General features: G+C 32.0%; 12 protein-coding genes. 9 read left to right on the top strand and 3 right to left on the bottom strand.

Annotated features, from left to right (window positions below; genetic code table 11):
* Positions 1-112 precede the first annotated feature (112 nt).
* From HSX10_RS09345 to HSX10_RS09335, 3 genes are all read left to right on the top strand, one after another.
* Positions 113-1,087 carry a D-alanine--D-alanine ligase gene (locus tag HSX10_RS09345; RefSeq protein ID WP_173587948.1) on the top strand — a complete coding sequence of 325 codons (975 nt, stop codon included), beginning with the start codon at positions 113-115 and terminating at the stop codon, positions 1,085-1,087.
* A gap of 61 nt (positions 1,088-1,148) precedes the next feature.
* Positions 1,149-1,610 carry a pantetheine-phosphate adenylyltransferase gene (gene coaD / locus HSX10_RS09340; protein WP_173587947.1) on the top strand — a complete coding sequence of 154 codons (462 nt, stop codon included), beginning with the start codon at positions 1,149-1,151 and terminating at the stop codon, positions 1,608-1,610.
* Between the two features lie 43 nt (positions 1,611-1,653).
* Positions 1,654-3,762 (top strand): glycoside hydrolase family 9 protein, encoded by a 2,109-nt coding sequence (locus HSX10_RS09335; RefSeq protein ID WP_173587946.1) that lies wholly within the window; start codon positions 1,654-1,656, stop codon positions 3,760-3,762.
* A 30-nt stretch (positions 3,763-3,792) separates the two neighbouring features.
* On the opposite strand, the gene HSX10_RS09330 is transcribed toward HSX10_RS09335, so the two are convergent.
* Both HSX10_RS09330 and alaS read right to left on the bottom strand, forming a co-directional pair.
* On the bottom strand, positions 3,793-4,746 hold the full coding sequence (locus HSX10_RS09330) for a GSCFA domain-containing protein (protein WP_173587945.1): 954 nt from the start codon (positions 4,744-4,746) through the stop codon (positions 3,793-3,795).
* Between the two features lie 203 nt (positions 4,747-4,949).
* Positions 4,950-7,586, bottom strand: coding sequence for an alanine--tRNA ligase (alaS, locus tag HSX10_RS09325; protein WP_173587944.1), 2,637 nt, complete (start codon positions 7,584-7,586; stop codon positions 4,950-4,952).
* A gap of 131 nt (positions 7,587-7,717) precedes the next feature.
* Between alaS and HSX10_RS09320 the strand changes: the two genes are divergently transcribed.
* Genes HSX10_RS09320 through HSX10_RS09295 form a run of 6 tightly spaced genes read left to right on the top strand, consistent with a single transcriptional unit; the run spans position 7,718 to position 11,466 of the window.
* Positions 7,718-8,689, top strand: a complete 972-nt coding sequence (locus HSX10_RS09320; RefSeq protein ID WP_173587943.1) for a M23 family metallopeptidase — start codon at positions 7,718-7,720, stop codon at positions 8,687-8,689.
* 1 nt (position 8,690) lies between these two features.
* Entirely contained in the window at positions 8,691-9,020 is a 330-nt protein-coding gene (locus tag HSX10_RS09315; RefSeq protein ID WP_173587942.1) for a MerR family transcriptional regulator, read from the top strand.
* A 12-nt stretch (positions 9,021-9,032) separates the two neighbouring features.
* Complete coding sequence (locus tag HSX10_RS09310) at positions 9,033-9,629, top strand: LemA family protein (protein ID WP_173587941.1); 597 nt, start codon at positions 9,033-9,035, stop codon at positions 9,627-9,629.
* 12 nt (positions 9,630-9,641) lie between these two features.
* Positions 9,642-10,079 (top strand): TPM domain-containing protein, encoded by a 438-nt coding sequence (locus tag HSX10_RS09305; protein WP_173587940.1) that lies wholly within the window; start codon positions 9,642-9,644, stop codon positions 10,077-10,079.
* Complete coding sequence (locus HSX10_RS09300) at positions 10,079-10,912, top strand: TPM domain-containing protein (protein WP_173587939.1); 834 nt, start codon at positions 10,079-10,081, stop codon at positions 10,910-10,912. Before HSX10_RS09305 ends, HSX10_RS09300 begins: the two co-directional genes overlap by 1 nt.
* A 44-nt stretch (positions 10,913-10,956) precedes the next feature.
* Positions 10,957-11,466, top strand: coding sequence for a TPM domain-containing protein (locus HSX10_RS09295; RefSeq protein ID WP_173587938.1), 510 nt, complete (start codon positions 10,957-10,959; stop codon positions 11,464-11,466).
* Here HSX10_RS09295 and HSX10_RS09290 read toward each other — a convergent pair.
* Positions 11,463-14,243 carry an outer membrane beta-barrel protein gene (locus tag HSX10_RS09290; RefSeq protein ID WP_173587937.1) on the bottom strand — a complete coding sequence of 927 codons (2,781 nt, stop codon included), beginning with the start codon at positions 14,241-14,243 and terminating at the stop codon, positions 11,463-11,465. The genes HSX10_RS09295 and HSX10_RS09290 overlap by 4 nt on opposite strands.
* Positions 14,244-14,279: the final 36 nt, after the last annotated feature.

Raw genomic sequence — 14,279 nt, 5'->3', positions numbered from 1 at the left:
TTGGCAAAACTAAGAAATAATAACGACACATATCTAAAATACGTACGAACAACTCATTTAGTTTATAAAAAATATATTATACATTTACACACGGGCTTTTTTAAACTGAAAGATGAAGAAAAATATTGCAATTATAATGGGCGGTTATTCTAGCGAATACAAGATCTCCCTTAAGAGTGGTAACGTGGTTTTTAACACTTTAGACAAAAATAAATATAATGCTTACCGCATTCATATCTTTAAAAATAAATGGGTATTTGTTAATGATTTGGATGAAGAATTTCCGGTAGATAAAAATGATTTTTCTGTTTTAATAAACGAAACTAAGATAAAATTCGATTGTGTTTTTAATGCCATTCACGGTTCTCCCGGCGAAGATGGCTATATGCAAGCGTATTTTGAATTGCTAAATATACCACAAACGAGCTGTTCTATGTATCAAGCCGCATTAACGTTTAATAAACGTGATTTATTAGCAACGCTAAAACCTTTTGGTATTAAAACGGCTGAAAGTTATTACTTAAATTTTGGTGATGTTGTAGATGAAGACGCTATTGTAGCCAAAGTTGGTTTACCTTGTTTTGTAAAAGCAAACAAAGCTGGTAGTAGTTTTGGTATTTCTAAAGTTTATAAAAAGGAAGAATTACAAACTGCTATTGACAATTCATTTAAAGAAGATAATGAAATTATTATCGAACAGTTTTTAGATGGTGTAGAAGTTTCTGTGGGTGTAATTACTTACAAAGGAGAAACTCTCGTTTTACCAATCACCGAAATTGTATCTGAAAATGACTTCTTTGATTACCAAGCTAAATATGAAGGGAAATCTCAAGAAATTACACCTGCTCGTATTTCTGATGATTACGCAAATAGAGTAAACATTGAAGCTAAAAAAATCTATGAAACTTTAAAAATGAAAGGCTTTTCTAGAAGTGAATTTATCTTTAAAAATGATGAACCTTATTTATTAGAAGTAAATACAGTTCCTGGTCTTATCAATGAAAGCATTTTACCTCAACAAGCTGCACAAGCCGGAATAAGTATGCAAGATTTATTTGATAGTGCAATTAAAGAAGCTCTGAAATAATAATTATCTTTGAATCTATAACGTCTATTTATTTAACGTAAACCACAAAACATTATCACCGATGAAACGAGCCATATTCCCAGGATCTTTTGACCCGCTAACCAACGGACATTACGATATTATAAAACGCGGTATTAAACTTTTTGATGAAGTTATTGTTGCTATCGGTATTAATTCTGACAAGAATTACATGTTTTCATTAGAAGAAAGAAAACAATTTATTGAGAAATCTTTTGAAGACGAACCTAAAGTAAAAGTAGTTACTTATAAAGGGCTAACTATTGATTTCTGTAGGGAAGTTAATGCCGAATTTATATTAAGAGGTTTACGAAATCCGGCTGATTTTGAATTTGAAAAAGCCATTGCTCATACCAATAGAAAACTCTCTAAAATAGAAACCGTATTCTTATTAACCTCTTCTAAAACTTCTTTTATATCCTCTTCTATTGTACGTGATGTGCTTAGAAACAATGGAGATTATACGGTTTTAGTACCAGAAAGTGTCCGAGTTTCTGAAAGCTAAATAATTTCGAGTTTTATATATTCAACCTTCAAAAAAATAAACGATGAAAAAGTTAATCATACTCTATTTTCTTTTTCCTTTATTTTGTTTCGCTCAACATAGTGACTTCATCCATATTGATCAATTTGGTTACAGAACAAATGCGACTAAAGTTGCTGTTATTAGTAATCCGCAGATTGGTTTTAATAGTGATTTAAATTACACACCAAATAGCACAATTGAAGTTCGAAATGCACTAACAGATAATATTGTTTTTTCAGGTACGATTCAACAATGGAATAATGGAAATATACATTCGCAATCTGGCGATATCGGTTGGTGGTTCGATTTTTCATCTGTAATAACCAATGGCAGCTATTATATTTTTGATACTTCTACTAACGAATCTTCAGCAATATTTGAGGTTAATGATACTGTTTATGATAATATTATTAAAACAACCTCTAAAATGTTTTATTATAACAGAGCGGGTATTGAAAAAGCTGAACCTTATGTTTTAGCTCCTTATGTAGATGCTATTTCTTTTACTCAAGATACAGCTGCTCGCGATATTTATGACCAAGATAATACAACAACGACAAAAGATATGAGCGGTGGCTGGTTTGATGCAGGCGGTTATAATAAATACGTAACCTTCACAGAATCTACAGTACATAATTTATTATGGGCCTTTACAGAGAATCCTCAAATTTTTGGTGATGATTTTAATATTCCTGAATCGGATAACGGAATTCCAGATCTTATAGATGAAATAAAATGGGAACTCGACTGGTTACTAAAAATGATAAACACAGATGGCTCTGTACATATAAAAATGGGGAGCAGAAATTATAACGAAAACACTAGCACGCCACCAAGCATCAATACAAACACCCGATATTACGGCCCTACCTGTACTTCTGCAGCCATTTCAACGTCCTCTGTACTCGCACATGCTTCTAAAGTCTTAAGTCAATTTACTAGTTTAACAACTTATGCACAAACTCTAGAAGATCAAGCAATTTTATGTTGGAACTGGGCTTTACCTTATTTAAACACGGACACACTTCAAGAAAACTGTGATGATGGTGCAATTGTTGCTGGTGATGCAGATAAAACTAGAGAAGAACAACGCCAAATGGCTATTACAGCAGCTATATATCTCTATGCTTTAACGGGCAATAACACATACGATCAATATTTAATTGACAATATTGATGACTCAGCTGTTATTGCTGATGGTGCATGGAATAATTATAATATTTCAAATATTGATGCCTTATTACATTACACGACTTTAAATACGGTAAATACGGCTTTAAAAACCACTATTATTAATTCTGCTCAAACGGCTGCTTCTAATAATTATAGCGAGTATTTTCAATTTAACACGTTAGATTTATATAGAGGATTTACTAATGATTGGATCTACCATTGGGGAAGTAACCAAGCAAAAGCTAATACAGGAAATCTTAATTTAATTTTTAAAAAATATAATATTAACACCTCTAGCACTTCAAGCTATAATCTTAAAGCAAAAGAAATGCTTCACTATTTTCATGGTGTTAATCCATTAGATCTTGTTTACCTAAGTAACATGAATAGTTATGGTGCAGAAAATAGTATTAAAGAAATCTACCACACTTGGTTTTATGATGGGTCTCAATGGGATAATGAAGACATTACAGACTATGGACCCGCTCCAGGCTTTTTAGTTGGAGGTGCTAATGGGGATTATACTGCTAATACTAATTTAATTCCGCCTTATAACCAACCTCTTCAAAAAAGTTACTTAGATTTTAATACTGGTTATCCTGACAACTCATGGGAATTTAGTGAACCAGCCATATACTACCAATCGGCTTATATCCGATTATTAGCAGCTGTATCTCGCATGGAAGAAGACGACACCTTAAACAATGATGACTTTACAATATTAGAAAAGACGCTTAAATTGGTACCAAATCCATCTAAAAATACTTTTAAAATTGAAACACCAAATTTTAATTATGCAAACGTAAATATTATTAATTTGAATGGACAAAAAGTATTAGAATTATCAAATTTTGAAACTAGAAAACTTATTGATGTTTCAAATCTGGCTGATGGATTGTATATTGTTTCCTTAGAAGTAAATGGACAGCTTACTAATTTGAAATTTATTAAAAATTAAAAGCACTTTCTTAAGCCTCTATTTTGAATCTTACTCAAAATTAAAAAAAGGATATTCATGTTGTAAATCTTCAATATCAACTTGAAGTTTCTGCAAAAAAACTAGATGAGCTTCAGAGTTGGGATTAAATGGCCGATGTGCTTTTTTAGCTTGAATGGTAGAAATGATTTTTGAGGTTTTCAGAGCCTCATCAGATAACCATACCGTTTTAAATTTCTCCCAGATATAATCTATAGCCAATTGATTTGGGTGAATCATATCAGCATTATAAAACCTGTAATCTCTTAATTCATCCATCATAATTTCATAGGAAGGAAAATAATACAAATGTTGTCTGGGTTCTACAACTTGATTAATCGCCGTGATTAAATGAGATTTACTCAATGTATTTTCTACAAAACCATCTTTAGTATGTCTAACAGGAGATACGGTAAATAAAAACGAAACTTTAGGATTAATACTTTTTACTAAGCTGATAATTCCTTCTAAAGATTCTGAAATTTGATCTACTGAAAGTAATTCTTTTAAAAATTGTTTTTGTGGTAATTTATGGCAATTCGCAACAATTTTATCAGATTCTATATGTCTATAAACCCAACTTGTTCCTAATGTAATTACAATATGTGTTGCATTAAGCAAGTCGTTACAAGTCTTATCTAGTTGAGAATTTAAAACTTTTAATAATTCTTCTTTTGAGGTTTGATTTAATTTTGAATGAGCATCTAAACAAAACCATTGTTCATTATAAAACTGTAAATCTTCTTCTGTGTAATAATCCTTATTAATTGCTCTTGTTATAAGATTTTCAATCGCTAAAGGATGAAATAATATCCCAAACGGATTAACTACTGTTTGAAATTTATGATACGTAAACTTGTTTCCAATATTCTCAGAAAAACACGAACCAAATAACAGCAATCTAGAGTTATAGTCTATTTGATTGTATTGCTGTGGTTGTAATGGTATTTGTGTTTGTAGTTTCATGTATTCTCAAAAAAGTCGCAGAGACGTAAAGGTTTATCCTATTATTTACTATTCATATTATTGTTACACAGAGATTCGCAGAGTCTCACTGAGTTTCACAGAGAGAGTTGTGATAAAAACATTATCTTCCATTCTATGCTAAACAATATATCCCTCTGTAAATCTCTGTGCTTTTCTCTGTGTATCTCTAAGTAATTTCTATTTTACAAATATCCCTTAGCAGCCTCTAAAGCAGCTTCTATTCCTGCAGGATTTTTACCTCCAGCGGTTGCAAAGAAAGGTTGTCCTCCACCTCCACCTTGGATGTGTTTTCCTAATTCTCTTACAATAGTACCCGCATTTAAGTTTTTACTCGCTACCAATTCTTTAGAAATGTAACATGACAGAATTGCTTTCCCATCATTCTCAGCTCCAAATAATAAAAATAAGTTATCAAACTGACTTCCTAATTCAAAACAAACATCTTTAACTCCGGCAGCATCTAAATCTAATTTCTTAGCTAAAAACTGAACACCATTAATTTCGGTTAATTCATTTTTAAGCTCCCCTTTAATATTCTTTGCTTTATCTTTTAAGAATCCTTCAATTTGTTTCTTTAATTCAGTATTTTCATCTTGAAGGCTTACTAAAGCTTTTACAGGTTCTTTTACATAATTTAGCAAGGCTTTCATTTGAAGAAAAGCAGAGTTATTATCGGTATAATAATCTCTAACAGATTTATTTGTTATCGCTTCAATTCGTCTAATTCCTGCTGCAACAGCTCCTTCAGAAACTATTTTAAAGTGCCAGATATCTGCTGTATTCTTTACATGAATTCCTCCACATAATTCCATAGACTTCCCAAAACGAATCGTCCTTACTGTATCTCCATATTTCTCACCAAATAATGCCATTGCACCTTCTTCAATAGCTTTTGCCATAGGAACATTACGTTGCTCTTCTAAAGGAAGCTTTCCTTCTATTCTGGCATTTACAAAATCTTCTATTTCTTGTAATTGCTCTGAAGTTACTTTTGAAAAATGAGAAAAATCAAAGCGTAATGATTTGGGTTTTACTAAGGATCCTTTTTGTTCAACATGCTCTCCTAAAACGGCTCTTAATGCTTGGTGTAATAAGTGTGTCGCAGAGTGATTACTAGAAGACAATGCTCTGTGTTCTGCATTAACTACCGCCTTAAAACCTTCATTAATATGCTTTGGTAAATTTTTAGTTAAATGGATAATAACATTATTCTCCTTTTTAGTATCTAAAATATAAACCACATCGCCATGTGCATCTTGCAACGCTCCTTGCTCTCCTACTTGACCACCACCTTCGGCATAAAACGGTGTTAAATTAAATACCAATTGGTACATTTCACCATCCTTTTTAGAAGTCACTTTTCGGTATCTCGTAATTTTCACATTAGCCTCTAATGCATCATAACCAATAAATTCTTCAACATCATCTTCTGCTAAAACCGTCCAATCTTCCGTAGAAGTTTCACTTGCAGAACGCGATCTTTTTTTCTGTTTTTCTAATTGTTCCTTAAATCCTTTTTCATCGAGTTTTAAATGCTTTTCAGAAAGAATTAAAGCCGTTAAATCTATAGGGAAACCATAAGTATCATATAATTCAAATGCTTTTTCACCAGAAACAGTATCGCCTTTAGTTTCTTCTACAACTCTATTTAATAAAACTAATCCTTGATCTAAAGTTCTAAGAAAAGAAGTCTCTTCTTCTTTAATTACATTTTCAATTAAAGTTTGTTGTGCTTTTAACTCTGGGAATGCATCTCCCATTTTTTTACTCAATACATCTACTAAACGGTAAATGAAAGGCTCTTTTTTATCTAAGAAAGTAAAACCATATCGTATAGCTCGTCGTAATATTCTACGAATCACATAACCAGCTCCTGTATTACTTGGCAATTGACCATCAGCGATAGAAAACGCTACAGCTCTTACGTGATCTGAAATGACACGAACAGCTACATTTATTTCCTCTTGTTCTTTAGGTAAATTGCTCGATTTCCCTACGTATTTTTTATCTGTAATGGTTTCTATTTCACGAATAATCGGTGTAAAAACATCAGTATCGTAATTAGATTGTACATTTTGTAACACCATACATAAGCGCTCAAACCCCATTCCCGTATCAATATGTTTATTTGGCAATGCTTCTAAAGAACCATTGGCTCTTCTGTTGTATTGCATAAATACCAAATTCCAGATTTCCACAACTTGCGGATGATCCATATTCACCAAAGATTTCCCATCTACTTTTGCTTTTTCTTCAGCAGAACGGATATCGACATGGATTTCACTACAAGGTCCGCATGGTCCTTGATCACCCATTTCCCAGAAGTTATCTTTCTTGTTTCCTTTTAAAATACGATCTTCAGAAATAAATTGTTTCCACAGATCATAAGCTTCCGTATCCATTTCTAAGTTATCAGCATCATCGCTTCCTTCAAAAACAGTAACGTATAAAATATCTTTGTCTATTCCGTAAACCTCAGTAAGTAACTCCCAAGCCCAAGCAATTGCTTCTTTTTTAAAGTAATCACCAAAACTCCAATTCCCTAACATTTCGAATAAAGTATGGTGATACGTATCGTAACCAACCTCTTCTAAATCGTTATGTTTACCCGAAACACGTAAGCATTTCTGAGAATCTGTCATTCTATTTTTCTTAGGTTCTGCATTTCCTAAAAAGTACTCTTTAAAAGGCGCCATCCCAGCATTAACAAACATTAACGTTGGATCATCTTTTAAAACCATTGGTGCAGAAGGAACAACAAGGTGTTGCTTTCCTTCAAAGAAACTTAAAAATTTAGAACGTATATCTTGAGACTTCATATATTGAAATTAGATCTTGTTTTTAATTAATTGTCAAAAATGCAAAACTATTTTTTTATCTTTGGACGTTAGGCTAATTAAAAAGCTTATTTACTGCCTTTATTAGATGCAAAAATAGTATAAATTCAAACATGGCTAAAGTAAAATATTATTATGATTCTGAAACGCTTTCTTATCGTAAAATAAAGCGTAAAAAATCAACAACAGTTAAGTATGTAAGTGTGTTTTTAACTGCTGCTGCGCTCTTTGGATTTCTTTTTGTCCTTATTGCTAGTCAATATATTGAATCGCCAAAAGAACGAGAAATGGCTCGAGAATTGCAAAACATGGAATTGCAATATGAGTTATTAGACAAACGCATGGACGATGCTATTGCCGCATTAGAAAATGTTGAAGAACGCGACAATGCTATTTACAGATTATATTTTGAAGCCAACCCAATACCAACAGAACAAAGACGCGCTGGTTTTGGAGGAATTAATCGTTATAAAAAATATGAAGGCTTTGATAATTCGCAATTAATTGCAGAAAGCAATAAACGACTAGATATTTTAGAAAAAGCAATTGTTGTACAATCTAAATCTTTAGATGAAATAGCGAAACTAGCTGATCATAAAGAAAAATTTCTTGAAGCTATTCCTGCAATTCAACCTATAAATAATGTAAATCTAACACGTATGGCTTCTGGCTATGGTTACAGAACTGATCCATTTACAAAGGTTCGTAAGTTTCATTATGGTATGGATTTTACAGCACCTCGTGGAACACCAATTTATGCTTCGGGAGATGGTGTTATAAAACGTGCGGATAACAGATCTACAGGTTATGGAAATCATATTCGTATTGATCATGGTTATGGCTATGTCTCATTGTATGCCCATATGTACAAATATAATGTTAAGGTAAATCAACGTGTAAAACGAGGAGATTTAATTGGATTTGTTGGTAGTACAGGACGTTCTGAAGCCCCACATTTACATTATGAAGTTTTTAAAGATGGGGAACGCATTAACCCTATTAATTTCTATTACGGTAACCTATCAGCTGAAGAGTATGATATCTTATTGAAAAAAGCATCATTAGAAAATCAATCTCTAGATTAAGATGTATATAGATTTACCAGATAAACTTTATTATAGCATTGGGGAAGTTTCCAAAGCTTTTAACGTAAATCCATCACTTATCCGTTTTTGGGAAAAAGAATTTGATGTTTTAAAACCAAAGAAGAATGCAAAAGGTAATAGAAAATTTACTCCAGAAGACATTAAGAATCTTAAATTTATTTATCACCTCGTAAAAGAAAGAGGATTTACATTAGAAGGTGCAAAAACACACCTCAAAGAAGAAAAGAAACAAGCTTTAGAAAAATTTGAAATCATAGAAAAGCTTGAAAGTATAAAAGCACAATTAAACAAAATAAAAAATCAACTTTAAAACTAAATTATCATGAAAAAATGGTTAGTTCCTGTAATCGTAATCGCAATATTAGCTTTTGGTATTTACAAATGGGCTGTAGGATTTAATAATACAGCTGTAACTTATGAAGCCAATGCTAAAACAACATGGTCTAATGTAGAAAGCTCTTACCAAAGACGAAATGATTTAATCGGTAACTTAGTAAAAACGGTACAAGGTGCTGCTGATTTTGAAAAATCTACTTTAACAGCAGTCATTGAAGCAAGAGCAAAAGCAACTTCTACGACAATAGATGCAAGTGGACTAACAGCAGATAATATGGAGCAATTTCAACAAGCTCAAAGTGGCTTAAGCGGAGCATTATCTAAACTTTTAGTTTCTGTAGAACGTTACCCAGAATTAAAAGCAAATCAAAACTTCTTAGAATTACAAAGTCAGTTAGAAGGTACAGAAAACCGTATTAACATTGCTAGAGATCGTTATAATGAATCTGTAAACATCTATGATATCCATATTAAAAAATTCCCTGGATCAGTTTTGGCAGGATGGTTTGGTTTTGAAGAAATGCCAAGATATAAAGCTGACGCAGGAAGTGAAAATGCAGTAGATGTTAATTTCGACTTTTAATAAAATTTAATTATGCCAAATATTGAACTTTTCTTGACTTCTAACGAAGAAGCTGAAATTGTTGAAGCTATTAGAATTGCTGAAAATACAACCTCAGGTGAAATCCGTGTACATATTGAACAGAAATGTGATATCGATGCTTACGAACATGCACTAGAGGTTTTTCATCTTTTAAAAATGAATAATACCCAACAAAGAAATGGAGTATTAATTTATGTTGCTATAGACAATAAATCTTTTGTCATTTTAGGCGATCAGGGAATTAACAATATTGTTGGTGCAGATTTTTGGAATTCTACACGCGATAAAATTTCTAATCAATTTAAATCTGGTAATTTTAAACAAGGTTTAATTGATGGTATAACAGAAGCAGGAAAAGCACTTTCTCAACATTTCCCTTGGAATGATGATGACAAAGACGAGTTAGATAATTCAATTTCTAAAGGATAATGCAACAATCAAAACACATTTTATTTCAAGTTTTATTCGTTTTATTTTTAGCTAGTCCTTTAATAGGAATGGCACAATACGACATTCCTGAAAAACCAGAATTTCAAACAAGTGTTTACGATGACGCTATTCATCTATTATCAGCTGAACAAAAAAATAACTTAGAACAGAAACTTATACGTTATTCAGACTCTACCTCAACACAAATTGTGGTGGCAATAATTAGTTCTACAAATGGTGAATACATTAACTATTTGGGAGCACAATGGGGTGAAAAATGGGGAATTGGTCAAGCAGATAAAGACAATGGTATTTTTATTCTTTTAGCTAGAGATGATCGAAAAATAAACATTAGCACTGGTAAAGGTACCGAGCATCTTTTGACTGACGCGATGAGTAAGCGGATTATTAATAATGACATTATACCTTACTTTAAACAAAATGATTATTACGGCGGATTAAACCGTGCTACAGATGCCATATTTGAAGTCATGACTGGCGAATATAAAGGCACAAGACAAACTACAGAGAGTGATTTTCCTCCTCAAGTAATATTTTTCTTAATCATTATATTCATCATTTTTGTTATTGCTATTTCTAAAAGTAGCCGTGGCGGAAACGGTGGTAACGGCGGAAACCGATCTGGCAACAGAGGACTACTCGAAGCTATAATTTTAAGCAATATGGGACGTGGAAGTTATTCTAAAGGATCTTCAGGTGGTTTTGGAGGTTTTGGCGGTAGCTCTGGCGGAGGAAGTTTCGGAGGCGGCGGCTTCGGCGGTGGTTTTGGAGGCGGAAGCTTTGGAGGCGGTGGTGCTTCTGGAGGATGGTAGTTGAGCTAAAAACTACTTGTCACAAATATTAATAACATATATCAATGCCATTAAAATACATTTTTAAGCTTCTTATTTTGATGCTTTTATTTTCGAGTTGCAAAGGAAAACAACCAGAAACAACAGCTATTTCTTCGTCATTTCCTTTAAACGAATCTCAAAGTAGAGTTGTAGACTTATCAAATTTATTTTTAAATATTGAAAAAGATTCTTTAACACAAAAAATTCTTCAATATGAAGAAGAGACAACCAATCAAATTGCAATTCTAACCATAGATTCAATCCCCCAAAATAATACTATTCAATATTATGGAACTCAAGTTGCAAATTCTTGGGGAGTAGGACAAAAAGATAAAAACAATGGTCTTTTAATTACAATTTCAAAATTCGATAGACAAATGGCAATCTCTACCGGAATTGGAACAGAACAAACAATTACGGATAACGACTGTAAAATCATTATCAATCAATTAATGATTCCTGAATTTAAAAACCAAGACTATTATAAAGGTGTTGATAAAGCTATAGATTCTTTAATTCTGCTTTGGGATTAATCAAAAAAGATAACTCCACTATCATCTGTTTCTCCTTTACTACCTAAACTATTAAACTTATAACTTAAGCTTAGCATAAAGTATTGTCTTAATACAGTACTCTGCTTGTCTTCAATATAATCTTGAGTTGCCGTACGACTAGCATTGGTGTTTTGATTTAATAAATCGTACACTTTTAATGTAACAACAGCTTTATCTTTAAACATGCTATAAGCCAAAGTTGAATTCCAAAACCAAGCACTTTTCTGAAAACCATCAGCAATATCAGGATTGTAATTAAAGCTAATGTCATTTCGCCACTCAAAGTTTTTAGGTAAAAAAGTAGCCGTTCTAACTCCTGCATTATGACTTGTAAATTTACGATCATCAAAAGCCTCTATATCATAAGCCGTATTAGTAAAGTTTATCTGATAATAAGGTTTAAATTCTAACACTTTATCCCATATAAAATCTAAACCTAATCTAGGTGACACTCTATCTGACTTACTTGCGTATTTAACATCATTATTAAAATTAATACTTTCGGATATGTTATAATTTGCTCTCAATTTTAATTTAATAGTTCTTAATGTATCAATTTTAAAATCTTTACTATAATCTCCCCATATACCAAAATTATAATTACCATCTACATTAACATAAGTCGTAGTTCGCTTAAGTGTTTCATTATTTATAGTAGTTTTAGACACCACTTGATTATCAGAAACACTAACATTAGCTCCCACATAAAAACCTGTACGTTTTTGCCAATCAAATCCGTTATATCCAAGATAAAACTCGTGGTTATTTGAAGGTTCTAAATTAGGGTTACCAATTATAGTTTGAAGCGGATTTGATACATCCTCGTAAGCTTGAAGTTGCCTCAATCCTGGCGGCTGATTATCTAACCAATAATTAACATAAATAGAAGACTTAGGACTAAACCTATAGTTTAGATAAGAATCTACTTCTAGATTTTCAAAATCGCGTTCTACATTAAATTCTGGTCTTAATAAATCTTGATTTTTTAAAGTTCTAATGTTGTAACCTAAATCGAAACTCCCTGATAATTTTTCACCTCTATAAGACAAACCTACTGACGGTATACTTCTATAATCTGTATATTGAAAATCCGTACTTAAATTGGTATTAAAATCTGTAAAGTCTTGTGTACTATTATTGAAATCGAAAGTACTCTCTCTATTATTATCTTTATCTCTAGCGTATTCATAATCAAAATTTAAGAAAAACTTCTTTGATACTATTGGTAATCTATAAGATAATTTTGCAGAAACACCATAGCTATGCTTTTCTCCATCTGTGAACTGATTTCTATCTATAATTTCTGGATTACTACCAAAAATCTCTGTATTAGATTCTAAAAAGTCATCACTTTCTTGTTGATTAACACTCGTTTCTAACTCAGCCTTAATAAAAGCACCTCGACTCCCTAATCGCTTAGTTATAGAGATATCATTAGAAAATCTTCTTACATCACTCTCTACATTTGAGTTAACATTAGATTGATTTGTTAATAACATATCTTCGTCTAAACTTTCTTCGTTACTTAGATAACGTGTTCTAGATTTAGAATAACCAAAAGAAGGTTCTATATTAATTTGAAAGGTCGAATCCGTTTCTATTTCGAATTCTAAATTAAAAGAATGATTATCCGTATCATTATCTGATCTAGAATTTGAATTGGTAAAATATCTTGAATCAGATAAAATAGTCTCACGTTCAGATGACGATTCATTTTCAGAATTACTTGATGAGAAAAAATAATCTGCAGACACATCTGTTTTTTCTCCTATAACATCAGCATAGTTAACACCTGCATTTTGAGATGTTGTAATGCCCTCACCTCCTCCAAAAGAGCGACCGCCTAAGCTAAAAGAACCGTTGCTACTAAAAGAAACACCTCCTCCTCGTCCAAACATTTTTGAGATTTCACCGAAACTAAATCCTGGCGAGTTTGTATTATTCCCTCCTGCAAGCACACTTACTCTTCTGTCATTATCAAAAAGATTAACCATGCCTGCAAACTCGTAACGATCATCTGTACCTGCACCTGCGGATACACGACCAAAAACACCTTTATTATTCTCCTCTTTAATAGTAAGGTTAATGGTTTTGTTTTCTTGATCTCCTTCTTCTCCTGTAAAAGCTTCTGACTTTGTTTTAGTATCTACAATTTGAATTTTTTCAATAATCTCCTTAGTCAAATTCTTAGTTGTAATTGTTGGGTCATCACCAAAAAAGGGTTTACCATTTACTAAAATTTTATTTACAGGTTTTCCATTTACAGTAATTTTCCCTTCTTCATCCACTTCAACACCTGGCAATTGCTTTAGTAAATCTTCAACATTGGCATCTTTTTTTGTTTTAAAAGATTTTACATTAAATTCTAAAGTATCTTTCTTTATAGTTATTGGAGCTGTAGATTTCACTAAAACTTCTCCAAGTTGATTATCTAGAGACATTGAGATTATTCCTAAATCTATCTTCTCTTTATTTATTTCTACTTTCTTAAAGTAAGTACCGTAACCAACATATGATACATAGAAATTTAATGCTTGGTCGTATGTTGAATTTTCAATTTTAAACTTCCCATTTTTATCTGTAATAGTATAAGTGACCACTGAACTATCTTTTACACGTTCTAAATAAACTGTAGCAGACTCTAAAGGTAATTGTGTGTCTTCTGCTTTTAATGTTCCTGTAAGTTCGAATGATTTTTCTTGAGAGAATGCATGTAATGCAAATAAGAATGCTAATACTAAGGTTAGTTTCTTCATGTAGATTGATTGATTGATTGATGATTTTCTAGGATA

It is taken from the genome of Winogradskyella undariae, from assembly GCF_013285155.1.
Taxonomy (GTDB): domain Bacteria; phylum Bacteroidota; class Bacteroidia; order Flavobacteriales; family Flavobacteriaceae; genus Winogradskyella; species Winogradskyella undariae.
This window is presented reverse-complemented; position numbering and strand designations above follow the sequence as displayed.